Genomic DNA, 21,812 nt, shown 5'->3' with positions numbered 1-21,812 from the left:
CATAACAGACGCCTTGCCACTCTATTTAAAAATTACAATAGACTGATATTTTTAAGTAATAATCATACATTATACGTAAGTAAATACACTTACACTCAAGGCAACACCCCCAGCAAGGACCAGAGTCTTCTGGCTTCTGCATCACTCGAAATCAACTCGGCCAGTAAATCTCTGAGCGGCTTATTGCCCCACTCCACGCTGCGATAGATCAGATAGGGCACGGGGCTGTGGGGCTCGGTTCGGGCAAGGTAATCAGCAATCAGCTGCAACTGCCGATAGGCTTCTTCGCGGCTGGCGGGCTGTAAAAACGGCAGTGGCTCAGGCTTTTTTTCTACCGAGCTAGGCAGCACAATATCGGGGACAATTTGCAGGGGCTGTGGATGCATAGCTAGCCAATCCTTCAGAATAATTTCAAGCTCCTGCATCAGCAGAAACAAGGGCTGAAAAGTGGGCGCATCGTTGCCCATTTTCTGATCGCAAGTTTGCGATAATTCCATTATTTGCGTCAGGCCATGAATAATAAAGCCGTGAGCGCTGCGTAAGATATTAACGTCCACAGCACGAATAGCATCATTCACTTTTTGCGTGGTTTTTTTGGCGGCTTCAAGCAAAGGAAGCGCTGATTTACTGGTGGCTTTCCCCTGATCCAATCCTAAATGCTTTTGCCACACTCGCCAATCCGCCAGGGTAAAGCCATCCAGATCGCTACGCTGATCCAGCACCGGCAAGGGCATACGAGATAAAAGCAAGGTGCTATAAGCATGCACGCCCCAAGCTAGCGGCCCTGTGCGATAGCTCATATCGCCATCTTGCGGCAAAGGATGCACCGTATCCCAGTAACGCTGGCACAGCCCCAAGAGCAGGCTAATCGCCGCGCTTAAGCCTTCAACCCCGCGTCGGTGCATCCAGGCCTCACCCAGCCAAACGGCCACCGTTAGATCTTTGCTACGGCTTTGTAAAATCTGCCGGCCTAGTTTTTCAACCGTAGACCAATCGCCGCGCTTCACCTCGGCCTGCCAAATACCGGTAGGCAGGCTGGTATCGTCTTCCCTTTTGGCTTCGCGCAGCAAATCGTATTCCGCTTCGTAGCGGATTGAGATACCGCAAGGCGCATCCTGCGAAATAGGCTGCAGCAGCGATTCCAGGCTACCTTGTAAACCGCCGGGCTTAATTTCTACGTTCATGGAGCCCCCAATAACTTATCAGAATCAGGCAGGACAATCTGTCTGAAAGGTGAAGCTGGTGCTTTCAGCGGCAAGGCATTCAGCAGCTGAACCGGCAACAAGGCTTTGGCTCCTACCGCGCTAATGCCAAAACGGGCAAACATTTGCGCCCTAGGCTTATCTTTAGCCTGCCCCCCGATTGGCAAGCTAAATAATAAGGCGGGATAGCTGTATTCCTCCTGCAAAACCATGCCGGGCGGCGCGCGGTGGTTACGCAAAAATCGCAGCAAAGACCACGAACCTGTATAACGCCACTCGGCACCTTGCTCGAATACCATTAAGGCTGGCTGACTGATTTCTTCCAGCGGTCGCTGCGCAGAATCTGCCGCCCAGCGCAGAGAAAAATTCAAAGGCTGCCCAACCAGCCAACGCAATTTGCCGCGCTCGCCCTGCGGATAACGCTGGCGCTGCGTACCCACGGTCAGCCCCCACTCAATCACCTGATCTGCCCCCTGCTCTTTATCTTTATCACTACGCCATTGCACATCCAGATCAAGACCTGCAGGCTGCGGCTGCTCTACCGTGCCCCGCAACAAAATCGGCCCAAGCAATTCACGGGTATATTGCAAGCCTTGTAGATAGAGCTTTGCGGCTTCCTTATGCACCGAATCGCTCTCATCCAGCCCCGCCTCAGCAGCAGGCAAGTGGGTATCAATTAAACGCAGCAAAGTCGTTACCCGCTCGATCTCTGCATCGGGCGCATTAGCATTGGCCGCAAAGGGGAAGCGCCCGGCTACATACAGATTAAAATAGGCTGATAACTGCTGCCAGGCATAGGCGCTGCTTTGGCTACGTAGCCCGCTACAGCGATCATTAGCCATTTGCACTAGGCGCTGGGCACGCTCTGCAAACAAGCTTGATCCGGCGGGCAACTCCAGCTGCTGCAAAACGCTATGGCAGCTACTGACGTCCATCTCATTTAAATCTTTGCTAATGATCTGAGTCAGAAATGCAGGCCCGCTGTCCGGTGCTTTTTCCTTAAATTTTTTCAGCTCCGCCGCCACCACCCGCCAACGGGCAAATGCTTGTAAATCTTTGCTACCCATGCTTTTCTGATGTGCATTCAGCCAATCCAATACGCTTTCTTGTTTGGCAGAAAGTGCACTGATTTGCTCAAGCTGCCGCTTCAGATATTGCTGTAACTCCAGTGAATTATTGACTTTAAATGCTTTAAAGCTTGCATTTTTCTTACCATCCCACCAAGAAAATGTCGCTTGTTTAGGCTGATAAGGTGCCATCTCCACCTGCTGTGAATCAGCCTGACGCAGCACAGCCAGTGCGCGCTCGTTCATTTCTCTCACAAACTCATTGGCTAGATCTGTTCGGCCCAAATCAAGCAAAGCGGCCTTTATTTCTGGCGCAGCACGAATTAAACCATCAACACTATCAACCGCATTTCTTTGCCCAAGATCATCAACAGCATGCCCGCCCATCATAAACCACATGGCATTTGCCGCGCTTTTACTAGCAAAACTACTTAAACCAAGCCGATAGGCATCGGGCACTTTGGCCAAGGTTTGCGTCTGATAGCGCTGCCTTTCCTGATAAATAGACAAAGCCTCTACCAGCCTTGCCTCGCTCATTTCCTTTAAACTGCCCGCCACCGCCTGTGTACCTGCCGTGTGTGCTTTCACCACAAAACTCTGCTGTAACAAGTAGGTAATCGCCGCTTGCAATTGCAACACGTCTTCTTTTAGGCCCACCTCCCCACGTGCGGTCAGCGATGATTCGCGGTTTGACCAGCGCTCCTTAAATGCTTTACGCAGCATGGCCGAGTGCGCCTCTATTTTTTGCACCAGCTCTTTGCCAATAAAACGACTTGTCCTTGCCTGATTAAGCATATCACTGTAGCCGGGCACCAGATCCTGCCCGGAGGCACTACTCCAAGCTACATTGGTCGCAGCAATCAGTTGCCTAAGTAAACTGATTTGCTCATTTAAATGTTTCAGCTCTGCATAGTTGTTCCGCTCCCCTCCCTGTAAAGCGCTTAGTTCTTGTTGCACGCTATCGGCCGTTTCAATAAAAGTGGCGTCGGCATACAGGCGGTTTAACCAGCCCTGCATCAACTCCAAAAAGTGCTGCTGCGCTTCTTGAGTGGCTTCTTCCAATTTAAGCGGTCTCCCCATCCACAAGGCATACTGGCTTAAAATCACCTCTAGGCGGTTACGCAGTGGCAAGCGCTCCGGGCGAAAATCGCTGTCCCATAAGCGATTAGACAGCTCGCTTAACTGAGCCAGCGCATCTGCCCCCCCGCGTAAAGCCCGGTGATACGAAGCCATATTCTGCTCCAGCGCTTTGGCCTGCTGCACCAAGCGTTGCGCGCTTAAATAGCGCGGCCATGTTTCCGGGCTAGCTGCTTCATCGCGGCTCTTTTTCTCTATGCTCTCGCCTTCGAGCTGCATCGTCTTTAAATCAGCCTGCAGTTGCCCATACACAGGTAAAAACCATTCGGTTTGTAAAAACCCCGCTACCTTTTCTGCCAATGACTGATCAAAATTTGACAATAAAGACCCAGGAAAAACTGCATTTTCAAAATCCAAGCGAGGCACCGCAAACAATGCGCGCCACAGGGCAACAGCAGACTGCCCGCCCAGATCGCTCTCGGTTTGCGATGACTCATTGCCTAAGGCGCTCAGCGCCCGATTTAAAACAATGGCGTCTTGCCGCGCCTGCTGCCAAACCCAGACCATCGCCAGCAACCACAATGAGCAAAAGATCACGGCAATCAGGCGGGCCAGACGATACCAGCGCTGCCGTAGCGCCAAAATCCGCACAATAGGCTGCGCCAGGCCACGCTCTGCTGCAATACGCTGGCGTAAAAGACGGGCAGCAAACACCGGTGTATCAGGCAAGGGCTCTGGCTGCGGTGCAAAAACATCGGTTTCACTCTGCGGATGAGCGTAGCTGGCCACAAAATACACACCGCGCAAGACAGGCGCATCGCCCATGGCATTCGTTTGAAAAGCAGCCTCACCCAAAGTGTGCAAAGGCAAGCGCAACACATCCAGCTGCCTTGGCAGCAAATACAAACTATCGCTTACGCCCCCGTTTAAAGTGGCGATCTCAGCAATACAATCACTTAGCTGCCTTTGTATCTGGCCGATAGCACTATCAAGATGATCCCGCTGATAAGCCGCACTTAAAGGTAATACCGACGACCAGCCCAGCACGCCTTCCTGCGCCTGATCGGGCAGCGATTCAATCAGCTCATTCACACCATTTAAATCTTGTAAGCCCGTAATCAACCAATACACAGGTAACGTTTGCCCCAGCCTTTGCTGTGCATCCTGAAACTGCTTGCATTGCGCTACATCCAGTACGGCATCCTTACGAAGTAAACGCTCGGCAGAAACCGCCCAAATCACCGCATCAATCGGCCTTTGCCCCCGCACGCGAAGCAAAGAAGCCAATAAGCGCCGCCATGTTGATAAAACCGCCAAAGCGCCTTCTGCCTGCTGATACATATCATGCGGCGGCAGCAGCACAACGGCATCGCTGCTATAGCAAAAACGCCCAAACCAAGCGGCTTTTTCTGCTGTTTTTAATTGCCAAGCGCGGCATAAAGACTCGCTATTTTTTTGGTCATCCCCCAAAAGCAGCAGCCAAGGCACTTGATAGCGCCCTTCTATGCTGCATTCTTTCTCCATTTGCCGCACCGATTCAATAAAGCTTCGGCCTAGGCGATCAGCCTTATTCCGCCACAGCCACAGCAAGACCAACACCACAATAACAATCAGCAAAATCATCAGCAGCTTCACGGCTTAGCCTCGCAACTGCGGATGTGCAATATTGATATGGGTATAAATATCGCGCCAGAACAGCTGGCTAATCCCCAACATCACGATCAAAAGCAAGGCCAGTATCAGCAGCAACCTAAAACTATCTGGCAACATTTTTCGCTCTGTCAGCTGCAAGGGCTGGGCCACACTATCGCCCTCCAGTACTTTACCCAGCAGCTGCACATCTGGCTCGCGCTGATAAACCTGCGCAAATAAGGCGGTACACCACGCTTCAAACCGGCCAGGGTCCCGGCGCAAGCGCCCTCGAAAACCCAGTACCAGCGTCATAAGATAAACAGCGGCTAAATCGCGCTCACCTGCGTCTTGCCTTGTCATCAGCCGCGAGATTTCATCGGGCAGCGTTTCACCTGCGGTGCGGGTATTAAATAAGCGAAACTCCAAGGGTGTTATCTGCCAACCCGCCTGCCCGCTCCAATCGGCAAACAGCAAAACTTCATCGAGCAACGCAACAAAAGCGTATTGCACCGCCTGTGCCTGCACCGCATTGGCCGCACCTGCCTGTGTCATCACCGTTCGATAGACACGGCGCGCTAATACGCTGCCTTCTTCGGTAACACGTAGCAATAAAGTGTCAGCAGGCTCTGCGCTGCTTAATAAGCCTGGCGCAAGCAGCAGCCAGTCTTCCCATACCTGACAGAACGCCTGCTTAAGTGGCAGCGGATAACGGGAATATTCAGTCATGATTTGCCTCGCTCAGCGTTGGAATATCATCGCTGGCTTCTGGAACAAAAAGGACAATTTCTAAAGGCTCGGCAGCCATAGAGGATGACAGCACGGCAATGCAAAGCAGCTCGTCAGGCTTAAACCACTCGCCAAACTCATACAAAGTAAACAAGCGGGTATCTTCGCCCACGCTATAACTGGCCTGCTCCTGCCGATCAAGAGGACGGTGTAAAATGCCGCGCATTCTTTGCTTTTGCAGGGTTTCCAGCTGCGATACAGAAGCAATCACACTTCGATCCAACCAAAGACGCGCCGCGTCTTCTGGCAGGCCATCGGGCATTTGCACACCAATAATCCACTGATGGCTATGTTGCAGTGGCGCAGGGGGTTGAATCACAAAGCCAGAGCCGCTGGTTTCAAATACACAGCGCCGGTAACCGGCCTTAATCCTTGCTACCGACTTAGATAAAAAGTCGATGATTTCATCAAAACACGCCAGCAATTCCTCGTAATTAAAGGCACGAAACGAAGGCACACCCGCCAAAGGATTAAGCGCGCACGCCAGGCCAGCGATGCCGCTTAAAATCAAGTACAGGCTTAAAGGATGAGCTACCCGGCTATCCAGAGCGCTCTGCAACTCGGGCAATCTTGCCCATAGCGCGGCCAGTTGGCGATCTAATCTGGCCATATCGCCCTCATTATTCGCCTGCTGTGCCTGCCTTAAACGGCCGGAAAGAAAAGCACATTTTTCCCGCATTTCCGTGCAGATTGTGGCGATGCGCTTACCCAGCAAAGATTCTGGCAACACTCTGGCCTGAGGCGGGAAATATTCTTTTTTAGCAAAACCACCCGCGCCTTCTTCAACCCGCAGCAGGGGCAAGCTCACACCATCAGCGCGATGTTGCTCATCCAAAATAGCCAGATTAGGCCGCCAGAGCGTTAAGGTAGCGGGCGATTCCTTACTGACTAAATCTGGAATATCATCGCTCTCCAGCGAAACATACCGCCGCCCGCTGCTATCTAAAGCGCCCGCCCTATACAAGGGCGGCACAAGCAAATAAAGGGTGCTGATATGCTGCGGGGCAGCGGCAAGTAGCGGTTTAAAATCAAGTTCTAGTGGTGGATGAACTCCGGGCTTGATGCAAAGCCACAGACCATCAGGCAAGATGGCCTCCAGCGCCAGCACGCGTAATGTGCCGCTAATTAAAGCCGTTTCATCGATTTCCACATTCAGCACACCCCAGTAATAAGGCTGTGCCATTGCGGCATACTGCGCAGCCAGTATTTCGGCGCGCAAAGACTGCTGCTGAAAGTGCTGTGGCAAGAGCTGCATGCCCTCAGACCAGCAAATAGCTTCCGGAATGTGCGCCACGTGATCCCCTGAATGGTGATTTGTTTTTTTATCTTAAGCAGAAGGTCATTCCTAGGGGGTGCTTACCCCCGTACTCATTAACCATTGCTCGCGGGTTTCACCCGCCCTACGCAATTTGCACGATATAAGCTCTACTTAAATTGATATGTATCCCGCGAAATAAACAGTGATCTAAACCCAAGCAACTAAATATAAAACTGACTTCCTGCTTAATGCCGTTCGCTTAAGGCTTTTGACCTTAGCCTCCCCCTTTGTAAAAGGGGGATTGAGGGGGATTTGACTCAGCGACAAGAGTCGTCCGAACAGTGCAGAAATCCCCCCTAGCCCCCTTCGACGAAGGAGAGAAGCAAGGTTGTGGCTTAAGTGAACGGCATTAGACTCACTACCCCTTATTTTTCTCCGTGAAACTCCGTGTTCTCTGTGCCCTTTGTGGTTCAAGGTTTGGGTTTTTCTGCACATAACAAATCAAACGCCTCACTCCCCACTCACCCAGCGCACGTCCTGGCTGTCTAAATACAAAATTACATTTTTCTGCTGATCCAGCCTAAGCCGGTGCATGCCGGGTGAGCTGTAGCCTGCGTAAACTAGCACCACCGATCCTCGCTGCCCCTTTAAAGGCGCATCGGTGATATCTAATCGCTGTCCTGGCACAAGCTCTCTGCTCCAGACGTAAAGCGCCAGTGGAAAATCACGCTGGAGTTGGGCGCGTTGTTCAAACCATTGTGAAGCGGGCAGGATAAGCAGTTTTTTTAGCAGTTCCTCATCATCCACCGCCACCAAATCAATCGGGATAGGCGTGTCCTCATTGGCTAAGCTGGCCACAGAAAACGACACGCTGCTTAGCTTAATGCTGGGCTTAAACATCGAGCAGCCCCCCACCGCCAGGCATAAGGCCAGCACCCGCATAACAGCAAAGAGTTTAAGTGAACCCTGCACAGCGCCCGTCCAATAGCTTACAAAAACTTGTATTAATTATTTCTTATTATAGAAATAACTTTCTTAAAACTTCCAACTAAATGTTTGCATTTACAAGAATCGTCTTCTAGATTCAACAAACCAAGCGATAAATTAAGCCGCCAGCTTTAGTGTTCCTTCTATGTAAGAAATTACGCCCTTCCAAGGTGGAACCTTCTCAACCCGGCAGCTTACAACTATGAGGCCGTCATGACAGAAAGCACCCAACACAAACTGGATCGCGTTCGCCCTCCCCGCGTACAAATCACTTACGACGTAGAGATTGGCAATGCGATTGAGAAAAAAGAACTTCCGCTGGTGGTCGGCATTCTGTCTGACCTCTCCGGTCAGCCCAAGGCACCGCTGCCTAAATTAAGCGAGCGACGCTTTATCAATATTGATAGAGATAACTTTATTGAAGTGCTCGAATCCATCAGCCCAAGGCTGGCCATTCAGGTGGATAACACCATTGCTGGGGATGGCAGCAAGCTCAATATCGAGCTGAATTTTTATGAGCCAAAAAGCCTAGACGATAAAAATGCAGCCGCCAAATCAACCGACTTCAATCATTTCGACCCAATCAGCATCGTGAATAAAGTAGCGCCGCTGAAAAAGCTGTTTGAGGCCCGTCAACGCCTGAGGGATCTCTTGGGCAAGCTTGATGGCAATGATGATTTGGATAAATTATTGCAAGACGTGGTTGCCAATACCGAGGGGCTGAAAGAAATTCAATCTGCCCTACCTGCTACCCCAGAGCCTGCCCCTGCAGCCGCTTAATTGACGGAGAATCACCATGCCAGAAACACAGCCAGCAGCAGCGGCAGGCGGAGCAACTGCCACGCTCAGCCTGCTCGACAGTATTATCAAAGACGGAAAAATGGCGCTGGATGAAAGCCAGAAAAGCCATGCCACCGATTTGCTAGGCGAATTTGCCACGCAAGTGCTCGATGGCGTCATGAAAATTGATAAAGATACGGTGGCGATGATTAACCAGCGTATTAAAGACATCGACGAGCTGATCAGCACCCAGCTGAATCAAATCATGCATCACAAAGATGTGCAGGAGCTGGAAGCCTCTTGGCGCGGCCTGCATTATTTAGTGATGAACACCGAAACCGGCACGCGTCTTAAGCTGCGCCTGATGAATGTATCGCGCAAAGATCTGCAAACCGATCTGGAAAAAGCGGTTGAATTTGACCAGAGCGCTTTATTTAAACAGATTTACGAAGAAGAATACGGCACCTTTGGTGGCCACCCTTTCAGCGTATTGGTGGGCGACTATAAATTTGGCCGTCATCCGCAAGATATCGCGCTCTTAGAAAAACTATCTAATGTGGCCGCTGCCGCACACGCGCCCTTTATCGCTGCAGCCAATCCTAAGCTCTTTGATATGAGCAGCTTTGCCGAGCTGGGCCTGCCGCGCGATCTGGCTAAATTATTTGAAAGTAGCGAGCTGATTAAATGGCAAAGCTTTAGGGCCAGCGAAGATTCCCGCTATGTGTCACTCGTCTTGCCGCATGTATTGCTGCGCCTGCCTTACGGCCCGGACACCCTGCCCACCGAAGGCATGAATTATGTGGAAGACGTAGACGGCACCGACGCCAGCAAATATCTATGGGGCAATGCCTCATGGGCGCTGGCACAACGCATCACTAATGCATTTTCACTCTATGGCTGGTGCGCGGCGATTCGTGGCGTAGAAGGCGGCGGCGCAGTAGCGGGCCTGCCATCGCATACTTTTTCTACCGCATCGGGTGATAAAACACTGAAATGCCCAACCGAAGTGCCAATTACCGACCGGCGCGAAAAAGAGCTGAACGATCTGGGCTTTATTGCACTTTGCCACAAAAAGAACACCGATCTGGCTGTGTTCTTTGGCGGGCAAACCACCAACAAACCCAAGACCTACAACACCCCGCAAGCCAATGCCAACGCCAATATCTCCGGCATGTTGCCCTATGTGTTAGCCGCATCCCGCTTTGCCCATTACATCAAAGTGATCATGCGGGACAAAATCGGCAGCTTTATGACGCGAGACAATGTTCAAAGCTATCTGAACAACTGGATCGCCGATTACGTGCTGATCAACGACAACGCCCCGCAAGAAATCAAAGCGCAATACCCGCTGCGAGAAGCCCGTGTTGACGTGACCGAAGTAGCAGGCAAGCCTGGCTCCTACCGCGCCACCGTCTTTTTACGCCCGCACTTTCAACTGGAAGAGCTCACCGCATCCATCCGACTGGTAGCAGAACTGCCACCGCCTGCGGCTTGAGGTGTTTGTAGGGTGAGCGTGCCCGTTTTGCTTTTCGTAGGGCGGGTGAAACCCGCCGTTTTCCTTATATTTCATGCCAGAGTCCGGCGGGTTTCACCCGCCCTACGAGGCTCATTCGATACGCATAGGCCACTGTGCCCACGGCAAGCTAAACCACGGCGGGTTCCACCCAAGCCGTCAATCAACACCACCATCACAGGGAGCTTTAAACAATGGATGCCATTATTCTCGACTTGGGTGCGGACATTAAGGGCGAGTGCATGCTCGAGGGCTATGTCGACAAAATTGAAGTGATGTCGTACAGCCACAATGTAGCCATGCAAGTCACCAATGACGTCAGCAACTCTGAACGCACCTCGGGCAAACCGCATATTGGCGAATTTACCACCACTAAATTTGTGGATGCCTCCACCCCGCTACTCAATCAATACTGCTGCGCGGGTAAAGACATCCCCGAAGTCAAAATCACCATTGGCCGCAATGCCTCGGACGATAGCGGCAAAATTGTGGCCTTTATTGTTTACACCCTCACCAATGCGCTGATTTCCAATGTCAGCGTAAGCGGTGGCACAGGCGGCAAACCGGTTGAAACGCTTTCTTTAAACTTCACCAAAATCAAGTGGGAACTCACCACGCAAAAAGACAGCGGCGATAAAGAAGGCACGGCAGCAAGCACTTGGGACTTGACCTCTAATAAGCTGATTAAAGGTTAAGAATTAGGTTCGTGTTCACTTCCCGCTACGAAATGTCGTCATTCCCGCGTGTCTTTGGCGGGAATCCAGCTGCGCGGCTGGATCCCCGATAAAAACGCTCGGGGATGACGATGTTCCTTATTGGGATTTATTTCATCCTAAGCATAAATATCCACATATTGTAAGGATGGCTTTAAGCGTGACTGCAAGCTGCATTCGCGCTTAAAGCCCTAATTGGCCTATGCAAACCAAACCATTTCGAGTGCCTTTGTTTGAGCGTCTGCAAGACGACGCGCCACAAAGCGCAGAAACCACCCCGCACCGCCAGTATGGCAAAGCGGCGGTAATGGCATCGATATGCCATGAGCTTTCCCGAATCCTGAATACCCGCCGTGAAAGCGCGCCCAGACTAAGCGAACACAGCATTATCGACTACGGCATCGCCGACTGGAGCGGCTTTAAAACCGGCTTTGATGCAGACCGCCGCCAGTTTATCCGCGATATCAAACAAGCCATCAGCGTGTTTGAACCACGGCTAAAAGACGTACAGATCGAAATATTCAGCACCGATGGCCGAAGCGCCGCCCTCAGCATCTGCGCCGAATTACGCGGCACACAAAATGAGCGGGCGGTGCTGTGTATTAAGCAAACAGAAGATGGGATCAGTGTTGAAGAAGTAGACGCATAAGGCGCGCATCGCGAGCCGTAGGGCGTATTCGAAGCGCAGCGCAATACGCCTACATAAGCTTGATGGACTTGTTCCCCCCTTTGAAAAAGGGGGGCTAGGGGGGATTTGAAATTGCATGACTTTACAAAAAGGCAGCCGCTCATTCAAAGGCAAATCCCCCTCAATCCCCCTTTTACAAAGGGGGAAGCTACTGCACTGAAGTGCCGCCTAAAGTTGTGTTGATACTTATGCATATACGGCGTACTGCGCTTCGCTTCGAGTACGCCCTACATATGGCGCTTCGAAATACGCCCTACATATGGCGTTTCGAGTGCGCCCTACATTACGACGAAGCATTGAGGTTTAAATGAGCGATTCAATTGACGCTGTTTTGCTTGATTACTACCAACGTGAGCTGACTTGGTTGCGCCACGCCGGGGCGGATTTTGCTGAGCGGTTTCCTAAGATTGCCCATCGCTTGGAGCTGTCCGAATACGAATGCCCAGATCCACATATCGAGCGCCTGCTCGAAGGTTTCGCTTTTTTAAATGCCCGCCTGCAACGCCAGTTAGATGATGATTTTTCGCAGCTGAGCAGCGCATTATTAGAAGAGCTCTACCCCTACGCCATCCGCCCCATGCCGTCCTGCGCCATCGCCTGCTTTCAGGCTGATGCCAGCAAAGGCAATGTCAATAGCGGGCTTGAAATCAAGCGCGGCACGTCGCTGTTTGTAAACCACCAGCGAAGCGAGCAGGAAACCGACAGTATTTACTTTAGAACCACCGCCCCGCTCACTGTCTGGCCTTTGCAAATTGATGAAGCCATCTTGCTGGATGCCGAAGAAACCCAAAAACTCACCGGCCTTGCCAAGGCGCAATCGGCGCTGAAAATCCGTATTCATTGCAATGCGGCTGAAGGCTGGCCAGCACTTACACTTAACACGTTAAAAGTGCATTTGGCTGGCTCGCCGCTGACTGCCGCAGCACTTTACGATTTGCTCGGCGCGCGCAGCATGGCCGTGTTTAGCTTACTAAAAAACAAAATCGCCCTCATCAAAGGCTTACCAGAAGCCTGCGGCTTTAATGAAGATGAAGCGCTTTTACCCAGCGAAAGCGGCGCACTTGCCAGCCACCGCATGCTGCTTGAATACTTTAGCTGCCCGGCCAAGTTTGCATTTTTTGAGCTGCCGATCAGCGTTCCTGCCGCCACTGAGCAAGATTTAGAAATCATTATCGCGTTTAACACCGCCCCAGCCAGCCGCCTTAGCCTGCAAGCCAGTGATTTGGCCTTGGGCTGCGTGCCGGTGATTAATCTATTCCCCCGCACTTCCGAGCCTTTACGCCCCAACGGTAAAACGCGTGAATACCGCATCGTGGCCGATAGCCACAGAGAGCACGCCACCGAGATCTATGCCATCGGCCAAGTACGCGCCAGCAAAGCCTACGGCGCGCAAATTGTGCCACGCTATTTTGGCCTAAACCATACTGACGCCAACGGCTGCTTCTGGCACGCCAGACGCGTAGACGGCACAGGCCAGCGGCGCGGTAGCGACATGCTACTCACTTGGGTGAACGCGAATTTCCTAGCTACCGATCCGCCCGCCCCCACGCTGAGTGCCGAGCTACTTTGCACGAATCGATTTTTAGCCGAATCGCTGGCAGCAGGCACGACGCTAGCCTTTGAGCAGCCCGGCCCTGTCGCCAAAGTGCGCCTAATGGCCGCGCCCACCCCGCAGCTGCCTTACGCCAGCGCCGCACAATGGCGCTTGGTTTCGCAGCTTTCACTCAATCACTTGTCCTTAATCGAAGGCCCGCAAGCCCTTGCCGCGCTACGCGAAATATTAAACCTCTACAACGTCGGCCACAGCGCCGCCACCCAACAGCAAATAGCCGGAATTCGCAGCATCCACACCCAGCGCACGGTGGATCGAGTCGGCCAAGAAGCATGGCGCGGCTGGCGCAACGGGCTGGAAGTCAGGCTGGAACTAGACGCCAGCCAGTTTGCAGGCAGCAGCCGAGTCTTATTCTCCGGCGTACTCGCCCAATTCTTCGCCCAATACGCCAGCGTAAACCGCTTTATCCGCACCGTATTGGTAGAAAAAGACCGAGAAATAAAAACATGGCAACCACTGATTGGGGATCCCTTGATTCTGTGAATTTATATGGAAAAACCCAAGTCTTGAACCACAGAGAACACAGAGAACACGGAGAAAAACGGAGTTAAAAGCAAACCTTATATTTTAGGTTTGCTTTGAGTTTGAATGTAATCAACGAAAAAACGCAAAAAACGCGCTCTCTGCACGGGGCTTTTAATCCTCCCCTTGAAACACGCCGAAGCGAGGAACAAGCGGGCGGGGTTTCGGCGAGGACTGTTTGAGCGAAGCGAGTTCCGCAGTCGCCGCTCGATTGTCCGCAGATGAGGGGCCTTCGTGTTTCGTGGGGTCGCCTTCTTTTGGTTCTTTTCTTGGCGAAGCAAGAAAAGAACGCCCCCGCGGTGGCTACCGCTCCAAAACACTGTGCCGAAGGCACTAAAAAGGTTTTTTAAGATTTTTTGATTTTAATTAGCGAACACGAAACATCCGAGAAAGACCAAAAACGGCGGTTTGCACCCGCCCTACGATGATTCAAAACTTGCACGTGCGCGGCCATCCGATGAGAAACATCTAACTGGATGCGCACCCCATAAACCATGAGCTACGCCGCATGCAAAGCAGAAACCAACATGCCCGCTAACACCCTCATCAACGAGCTCTTCGCTGCGCCCTATCGCTTTGAGTTTGCTCAAGCGCTGGCGCTGCTGGAGAAATGCTACCCGCGCAAAACGCCGCTAGGTACGGGGCTGGATCCTCGTCAGGAAACGGTGCGTTTAAGCGGGCCGCTCTACCCACTGTTTTACCCCAGTACACTGGCCACACTGAGCAAGACAAACCATAGACTCAGCTTCAGGGCCAGCCATAAAACCTTCAAACTCACCCTCAGCAGCAAGCCTGTAAAGCGGCGCTCGCACGCCAGCCAGCTTGAATTACAAGCCTGCCACTTTGGCCTGGGCGGCCCCGATGGCCCGCTGCCTTATGCTTATCAGGAATGGCTGCAAGGGCGGCGCTTACAAAAAGATCATGCTCCAGCGGCTTTTTTAGATTTATTTCATCAGCGTATCCTTGGCCAGCTGTATCGGGTGCAAGGCAAGCACCATATTGCCGCGCCTTTTACCGCGCCGGATCGCAGCGCCGTGCAGCCGCTGCTGCGCGCACTGGCTGGCATCCTGCCTAAAGCCTTGCATCATCGCCAGGATATTAGCGATCAGGCCTTACTGGCGCGCGTGCCCATTCTTGCTAATCGCCGCCGCTCGGTAGAAGGGTTTCAAGCACTTGCCGCCAGCTACTGGGGTGACACGCTGACGATCAGGCAATTTGATGGCGCATGGAGCAATCTGCCCGCATCGCACCTTAGCCTGCTAGGAGCAAAAAATAATACGCTGGGGCAAAACGCCGTGGCGGGGAAGAGGATTTGGGATGAGCACGCAGGCATTACGCTCACCATTGGCCCGCTGTCTTTAGACAAATATCTGGCCTATCTACCCACCGGCACGCTTTACGGCAAGCTAATGGCGCTGGCAGCGTTTTATTTTGGGCCAGAGATGCGCTGCAGGCTGGTGTTAAAACTATCCCCCGATGCCAAAACCGCCAGCGACGGCCCTCATTCCACCCCGCTATCCAAAACCGCCACGCCCTTTTTACTCGGCCAAACCACATGGCTGGGTGGATCGGCCCTTATTGCTCGGCAATGCCAGATTGCCCCTAAAACGGCGGCCCTATGAGCCTAGATTTAAGCGCCCTGATTGCCCTGCTGAATACGCCCTGCCGCGAAGCACTGGAACGCGCCGCCCAGCGCTGCCTTGTGCAAACACATTTTTATATCGAGATAGAACACCTACTGCTGGAGCTGATCGACATTGAAGCAGGCGATCTAGCCGCCATCTTGCCGCGCTGCGGCATTAGCCGCGATGCGCTCAGTGCCGAAATCAACACCGCGCTAGAGCGCTTTAAACGCGGCAACACCCGCACCCCGGCCTTTGCCACGCACACCGTTAAGCTATTAGAAAGCGCCGTGGTCTATGCCACCGTCAGCCACAATCAGCGGGTGCGCTCCGGCATGCTGCTGCTGGCTATTTTAGAGAACGAAGAACTACGCAGCCTGCTGCTCAATGGCGTCTCTTCCTTACTCAGCATTAACCGCGATACGCTGCGCAGCGAGCTAAGCAACTGGAGCGCCGCCTCCTGCGAAGCGCCGCCATCTCTTGCCAAAGAAGTGGGTCACGCTGCCGCTCCAAACCCAAACAACACCCCTAATACACCAGAAAACAGCGTACTCAACCAGTACACGCAAGATCTTTGCGCCGATGCGCGCGCGGGCAAAATTGATCCGATTGTGGGACGCGATGGCGAAATCCGTCAGGCGATTGATATTCTGCTGCGGCGCAGGCAAAACAACCCCATTTTGGTGGGCGCACCCGGCGTGGGTAAAACCGCTGTGGTGGAAGGACTGGCGCTCAGAATCGCCGCAGGCGAAGTACCGCCTGCGCTTAAAAACGTAGCGCTTTTGGTACTAGATTTAGGGCTATTGCAAGCGGGGGCAAGCCTTAAGGGCGAATTTGAGCAGCGTTTAAAAAGCGTGATCGAAGCGGTAAAAAGCTCGGCTACGCCAATTATTTTGTTTATCGACGAGGCGCACACCCTGATCGGGGCAGGCGCTGCCGAAGGGCAAAATGACGCAGCCAACCTGCTCAAACCCGCGCTGGCCCGTGGCGAGCTACGCACCATCGCCGCCACCACATGGCTGGAATACAAAAAATACTTTGAAAAAGACCCTGCCTTGGCAAGGCGCTTTCAACTGGTGCAAGTAGAGGAGCCCGACGAAGCCACCGCCATTGAAATGCTGCGCGGCGTGGCAGCCGAGCTGGAGCAGCACCACGGCGTATATGTGCTGGACGCCGCCATTTGTGACGCGGTAAAACTATCACACCGCTATATCACTGGCCGCCAATTGCCAGACAAAGCCATCAGCGTGCTCGATACCGCCTGCGCCCGTGTGGCGCTGGCCCAGCACGATGTGCCACCGCAGCTGGAAAGCGCCCGCCACCGGCAAAACGCCATAAACGACGAGCTAAACCGCCTTGAGCGCGAGCAACTCACCGGCGCGCCGCACCAGGAGCGCATCGCCGGCTTGCAGGCCGAGCATGGCCAGCTTAAAGCGCAGATTCAGGAATTAGAAAACCGCTGGCAAGAAGAAAAAGCCGCCGTGGTGGAGCTGCTCAGCGCCCACGCCGCCTTAATCAAATTATCCAAGCAACAGCCGCGCAGCAGCGATGAAGAAGAGCTATTTATCGACCTGCCCGCCACCATCAAACGCCTTGAAAGCGGGCTGGATACCATACGCCAAGACGACACCATGGTGCCCGCCCATGTGGATTCGCGCACCGTCGCCGCCGTGATTGCGGGCTGGACCGGCATTCCGGTTGGCAAAATGCTGGCAGACGAAGCTTACGCCATCCGCACATTAGCTAAACGCATGGGGCAAAGAATCGTCGGCCAGCAAAGCGCACTGGATACCATCGCCAGCCGCATCCAAGCCTACCGCGCTGGCCTGACCGACCCAGCCAAACCAGTTGGTGTGTTTCTACTTCCTGGCCCCACCGGCGTTGGCAAAACCGAAACCGCCTACGCACTGGCCGACGCGCTCTACGGCGGCGAGCGTAATCTGGTGACCATTAATTTGTCTGAATATCAGGAAGCGCACACCGTGAGCCAGCTCAAGGGCGCACCGCCCGGCTATGTGGGCTACGGCAGCGGCGGCGTGCTCACCGAAGCGGTGCGGCGCAAACCTTACTGCGTGGTGCTGCTGGACGAAATCGAAAAAGCCCATCCCGATGTACTGGAGGCGTTTTACAACGTATTTGATAAAGGCATGATGGAAGACGGCAGCGGCCTTGTTGTCGATTTTAAAAACACTGTCATCCTCGCCACCAGCAATGTAGGGGCCGAGCTGATTATCGACACGCCCCCGCAGGCTTTCGCCACCGCCCAATTCGCCGACGATCTGCGCCACACCCTGCTGCAATCCTTCCGCCCCGCCTTTTTAGCCCGCATGACCGTCGTGCCCTACCGCGCATTAGACGACGCCATTCTCTGCGAAATAATAAAAACCAAATTAGAAAAATTAAAAAAACGCTATATGGATGCGACGGGTAAAACTTTTGAATTTGAAAGCGGGATTGTGGCGGCGGTATTAGCCCGATGTCGGGGAGCGGGGGCGAGGGATGTAGATAATGTGTTGATGGGAGAAGTGGTGGGGAAATTGGCGGAGTGGGTGGTGGGGTAGACTGGCTATTAAATTTAATTTATGGAGAGCGATTATGAAAAAAATATTGAATGAAAATTCGTGGGTATCTATTTTGGTTCAAGGTGCCAACAGTAATGGGGATAGTACTGGAAGTGGATGGTATGGTTGTAGTGGGCATGCTCTTCTTGCAATTAATAAGTATGGGGGGGGGGATCCTGTGGAGTATGAGGTTTTCCATTTGGTCGGCAATCGAAACTCATCAAGCGGTAGTGGGCATGTAATTTGCAATACCGCTTCAATTGAAAGGTATCGTTGCGACAACAACGGAAAAGCTTCTTCTTGTGGAGGGGCATCGCCAAGAGATTCAAATGCTCATTATTCATTTACAGAAAAGCGAAATTGCTTTAAGGATTACGCAAGATGGTATGATAAGGAGGTAAATAAGCGATTGGATATCATTGAGTCTGAAAGAATAACCATAAGTGAAGGGGCAGCTGCTAGATTGATAGATATGTGTCTGTATCAATGCGAGTGGCCACATTCGGATGTGCTGGGGCATGGATCTGGAGTAGGTAGCTTTTCTCTAATTGGTGGGCAGGTGAAGATGGGGACGAATTGTATCTCGTGGGCTTATCATATGTTGAGACGGATCGGAGTAACTTTTGATTGGAAATTATATGGAATGTCATTCGTGTCCCCGCGAAAAGCAATTGAAAGCGGAGGGCGTCTTCAATATGACGGTCTAGGATATTTTTTGTAAAAAAAGACCTCGGGGTCAGGTCTTACATTTGACATTTCTTCGTAACTTCTCAATAACCCGTGGCAAGAATAATTGGGGCCAGAGCAAGATACAAATTTTCATGCTCTGACCCCGGTTATTTACTCAATGTTTTGTCCGGAGTTACAAAGTAGCACTACCCCATATTTATTTCACCGGAATCGACTGCGCGTGGTGGAAGAAATTTTGTGGGTCCCATTGTTGCTTCACTTGCACCAGATTGCGCTGGCCTTTGCGGAAGTTGTCGAGGAAATACAGCTCTAGCGCCTGATTCACATCGCCTTGGGTATGGGTGCCCAAGTCGGAGTCCGGGTAATTGTAATAGCAGCCATCCACAACCCCGCGCGGGTCATTGGCCGGATTGGGCGTGCCACCATATTCGGCATACACCGCTTGGTAAAAGCCATTAATCCAATCTAAATGCAGCTGCTCCTGCTCCCGATACTGCGCTAAATGGCTCTGGCCCGGGAAGGCGGCATTATTCCAATATGTTTGGTATTGCAGCTTCATGATCGAGCTGCGTTGCGGCACTGCTGTTGCGCTGCTGCCCAACTCGTTGATCGCGCCGCCGTAACTATCGACTTGCAATAGACTTTGCGCCAGGTCGTTTTCTTTCATGCCAGCGGGGGTGTAATTAAGCCAGTGGTAAATCGCGGCCACTTGCTCCTCTGGAAAGGCCGCTTTCATATAGGCCGATTTGTACTTGCCAAATTGATTTGGCCCTGAGCCATTCAGGGTTTGTAGTGCTTCCAGATAGGTTAAATGCTGGGCGTCTGCGCTGGCGGGGCGCACCGACATCCAACCGGGATGGCCACCCATAGGCTGGCGAATTACGGTGGTGGGGGCGATACGGTCAAAGCGTTGCTGCACCTGCTGGATGCGGGCTTGGGCATGCTGACAATGCTGATGAAAAGTGGAGCCCGCGGGTGAAGCAATTTGCAGCAACAAGCCAATTTGCTTGGCCGACACATGGTTTAATTTGAGTAAGCTGAAATCGTTCAGCGGCATGGTTGCGACAAAGTCAGCATATTCGGCCAGCAGCCGGGCGAAGTTTGCCTCGGTCATTTGGTCCCAGTCCCAGGCCACAGTCCAGATCGTGGCATGCTCTGGTGCATCGGGCAGAGTGGCAAAGTAATAACGCACAATCACCCCAAAATTACCGCAGCCCGCGCCTTGCAAGGCCCAGAATAAATCACGCTCGGCTTGGTTGCTGCTTTGATTGGAAACATGGCGCAATTGCGCCCGGCCATGCGCGGCATCCCAGGTGACAATATCGACGGCGCTGAGATGGTCAACGGTTAGGCCATGCAAACGCGACAGCAGGCCATAGCCGCCCCCGGTAATATGTCCACCTGCCCCCACCGAATAGCAAGAGCCAGCAGGCAAGGTTTTGCCAAAACCATTGAGCAGCGTACGGTACACGCTCCAGTTTTCACATCCGGCATCGATATAAAAAGAATTGCGTTCGGCATCAAACCCCAGTTGATTCAAGGCGGACATGTCAATTACGGCCTTGGTGCTGTCGTTGTAAACAAAATTTTCATAGCAATGGCGGCCCGATGTCACTTTCACATCGCGCCCATATTCGCTTAACGCAGCCCCCACACAATCGGCCACCTGCTCATATTGAGTCGGCACATAAACGGCTTGCAAGCTTGGTGCAAACCAACGCCGGTCAAAACCTTGCTGATCACTCAAAATTAACGGTTGATTACGGCCACGAGTCGGTGCTTGCGTCATGATGTCACTCCTATTCGGGTTGAATTTATATTCAAGTTGTCGATTTGTAAGCTAAAGAACTCAATCCCGCTCGCTGTTAATGTGGCGCCCAAGAAGTGTGCCGGAATTGCTTGCGGATCAAATTCATGTCGTCAGTCGGTCGGTCGGTAACGCAGGCCAAGCAGAGCCTTGTCGGGCTAAAAGCTCGACTTTTGAAAGAGTGATAGACCCAAGCTTGTGTTGCCGTGTATGGGAAGGAGTTAATTACAAAAACACGAGATTAATATAACAATATCAATAAGAATTATTAATATAAGATTACCCATTAATTTCTACAAGAGAAAAATATTCAACGTTGCCAGTTGGCTATGCCGACAAGGCTGAAAAAAACCTCGGGGTCAGGTCTTACATTTGACATTCCCCCTCCCGCATCTATTCTTATTACTAAGTTAGATAGGCAAGGAGAACGGAATGTCGCGGCCTTTGCGGGTGGAGTTTGCCGGGGCGCTGTATCACGTTACGGCACGCGGTAATGCGCGTGCCGCTATTTATTTGACGGATGAAGACAGGATTGAGTTTCTTACACTGCTTGCCGACACCGTTGCACGGCATAATTGGTATTGCCATGCCTATTGCCTGATGGACAATCATTATCATTTATTGATTGAAACGACTCGCCCCACTCTGTCGAAAGGCATGAAATTTTTAAACGGGACGTATACCCAATCATTTAACCGCACACACAAACGGGTGGGCCATCTCTTTCAAGGGCGATACAAGGCCATCCTGGTGCAAAAAGACACTTATCTATTAGAGCTTGCGCGCTACATTGTGTTGAATCCCGTGAGGGCAAGAATGGTCACGAGCCAGAACAATGGCCGTGGAGCAGCTATCGGGCGATGGTGGGTGCAGCGCTTGCGCCTGAGTGCTTAAGCACCGATTGGGTATTGGGTGGATTTGCCCAAACGAGACAAGCCGCCCAGCTAGGCTATATCCGCTTTATTCAAGCAGGAAAAGGTCAGCCTTCCCCTTGGGAACAACTCAAAAACCAGATTTTTCTTGGCGACGATGCATTCGTCGAAGAGATGCAGTGCAAGATTGATCCAGAGCAGTCGCTGCTGGATATACCAAAAAAACAAAAACTAGCACCCATTAAACCTTTGCAATGGTTCGAAGAGCACTACCCAAGCCGAGCCGAAAGCATGGCTGCGGCGTACTTGAGCGGGCATTACACGCTTACACAAGTTGGCGCGCATTTTGGCGTAAGTTACGCTACAGTCAGCCGTGCCGTAAAAAGCAAAGTGAGTGTCAAATGTAAGACCTGACCCCTTCCA

16 protein-coding genes are annotated in these 21,812 nt (G+C 52.3%); 10 read left to right on the top strand and 6 right to left on the bottom strand.

The genetic code is table 11. The annotated features are described in order from the left end of the window. Positions 1-95 precede the first annotated feature (95 nt). From tssA to ACFQNF_RS15480, 5 genes are all read right to left on the bottom strand, one after another. Positions 96-1,184, bottom strand: coding sequence for a type VI secretion system protein TssA (gene tssA / locus ACFQNF_RS15500; protein WP_380188830.1), 1,089 nt, complete (start codon positions 1,182-1,184; stop codon positions 96-98). After that, complete coding sequence (locus tag ACFQNF_RS15495; RefSeq protein ID WP_380188829.1) at positions 1,181-4,981, bottom strand: type VI secretion system protein; 3,801 nt, start codon at positions 4,979-4,981, stop codon at positions 1,181-1,183. Before ACFQNF_RS15495 ends, tssA begins: the two co-directional genes overlap by 4 nt. Positions 4,982-4,984: 3 nt before the next feature. Continuing rightward, positions 4,985-5,704 carry a DotU/TssL family secretion system protein gene (locus ACFQNF_RS15490; RefSeq protein ID WP_380188828.1) on the bottom strand — a complete coding sequence of 240 codons (720 nt, stop codon included), beginning with the start codon at positions 5,702-5,704 and terminating at the stop codon, positions 4,985-4,987. Beyond that, positions 5,697-7,058 (bottom strand): type VI secretion system baseplate subunit TssK, encoded by a 1,362-nt coding sequence (gene tssK / locus ACFQNF_RS15485; RefSeq protein WP_380188827.1) that lies wholly within the window; start codon positions 7,056-7,058, stop codon positions 5,697-5,699. The genes ACFQNF_RS15490 and tssK overlap by 8 nt, the downstream gene beginning before the upstream one ends. A 474-nt stretch (positions 7,059-7,532) precedes the next feature. Beyond that, the gene (locus ACFQNF_RS15480; RefSeq protein WP_380188826.1) at positions 7,533-7,922 is read right to left on the bottom strand and encodes a hypothetical protein; all 390 of its coding nucleotides are present in this window, start codon (positions 7,920-7,922) and stop codon (positions 7,533-7,535) included. Between the two features lie 300 nt (positions 7,923-8,222). On the opposite strand from ACFQNF_RS15480, the gene tssB reads away from it, so the two are divergent. From tssB to ACFQNF_RS15440, 8 genes are all read left to right on the top strand, one after another. Further along, on the top strand, positions 8,223-8,789 hold the full coding sequence (gene tssB / locus ACFQNF_RS15475) for a type VI secretion system contractile sheath small subunit (protein ID WP_380188825.1): 567 nt from the start codon (positions 8,223-8,225) through the stop codon (positions 8,787-8,789). Positions 8,790-8,805: 16 nt separating this feature from the next. Beyond that, a complete protein-coding gene (gene tssC / locus ACFQNF_RS15470) occupies positions 8,806-10,284 on the top strand; it encodes a type VI secretion system contractile sheath large subunit (protein WP_046352863.1) in 1,479 nt (492 codons plus the stop codon). 212 nt (positions 10,285-10,496) lie between these two features. After that, positions 10,497-10,997, top strand: coding sequence for an Hcp family type VI secretion system effector (locus tag ACFQNF_RS15465; protein WP_046352862.1), 501 nt, complete (start codon positions 10,497-10,499; stop codon positions 10,995-10,997). 220 nt (positions 10,998-11,217) lie between these two features. Further along, positions 11,218-11,664: a type VI secretion system baseplate subunit TssE gene (tssE, locus tag ACFQNF_RS15460; protein WP_380188824.1), complete on the top strand. Its 447-nt coding sequence runs from the start codon at positions 11,218-11,220 to the stop codon at positions 11,662-11,664. 346 nt (positions 11,665-12,010) lie between these two features. Beyond that, positions 12,011-13,798, top strand: coding sequence for a type VI secretion system baseplate subunit TssF (tssF, locus tag ACFQNF_RS15455; RefSeq protein WP_380188823.1), 1,788 nt, complete (start codon positions 12,011-12,013; stop codon positions 13,796-13,798). Positions 13,799-14,364: 566 nt separating this feature from the next. After that, positions 14,365-15,459 (top strand): type VI secretion system baseplate subunit TssG, encoded by a 1,095-nt coding sequence (gene tssG / locus ACFQNF_RS15450; RefSeq protein ID WP_380188822.1) that lies wholly within the window; start codon positions 14,365-14,367, stop codon positions 15,457-15,459. Then, entirely contained in the window at positions 15,456-18,020 is a 2,565-nt protein-coding gene (gene tssH, locus ACFQNF_RS15445) for a type VI secretion system ATPase TssH (RefSeq protein WP_380188821.1), read from the top strand. Before tssG ends, tssH begins: the two co-directional genes overlap by 4 nt. 34 nt (positions 18,021-18,054) lie before the next feature. Continuing rightward, a complete protein-coding gene (locus ACFQNF_RS15440) occupies positions 18,055-18,741 on the top strand; it encodes a hypothetical protein (protein WP_380188820.1) in 687 nt (228 codons plus the stop codon). A gap of 165 nt (positions 18,742-18,906) precedes the next feature. Here ACFQNF_RS15440 and ACFQNF_RS15435 read toward each other — a convergent pair whose 3' ends face one another. Next, a complete protein-coding gene (locus tag ACFQNF_RS15435; protein WP_380188819.1) occupies positions 18,907-20,499 on the bottom strand; it encodes an FAD-binding oxidoreductase in 1,593 nt (530 codons plus the stop codon). A 450-nt stretch (positions 20,500-20,949) separates the two neighbouring features. On the opposite strand from ACFQNF_RS15435, the gene ACFQNF_RS15430 reads away from it, so the two are divergent. Together ACFQNF_RS15430 and ACFQNF_RS15425 are read left to right on the top strand one after the other, a co-directional pair. Continuing rightward, positions 20,950-21,411: a transposase gene (locus ACFQNF_RS15430; protein WP_380188818.1), complete on the top strand. Its 462-nt coding sequence runs from the start codon at positions 20,950-20,952 to the stop codon at positions 21,409-21,411. Continuing rightward, positions 21,378-21,803 carry a hypothetical protein gene (locus ACFQNF_RS15425; protein WP_380188817.1) on the top strand — a complete coding sequence of 142 codons (426 nt, stop codon included), beginning with the start codon at positions 21,378-21,380 and terminating at the stop codon, positions 21,801-21,803. The genes ACFQNF_RS15430 and ACFQNF_RS15425 overlap by 34 nt, the downstream gene beginning before the upstream one ends. Positions 21,804-21,812 lie beyond the last annotated feature (9 nt).

This window comes from Iodobacter arcticus, assembly GCF_042664895.1.
In the GTDB taxonomy this organism is placed as follows: Bacteria; Pseudomonadota; Gammaproteobacteria; order Burkholderiales; family Chitinibacteraceae; genus Iodobacter; species Iodobacter arcticus.
This window is presented reverse-complemented; position numbering and strand designations above follow the sequence as displayed.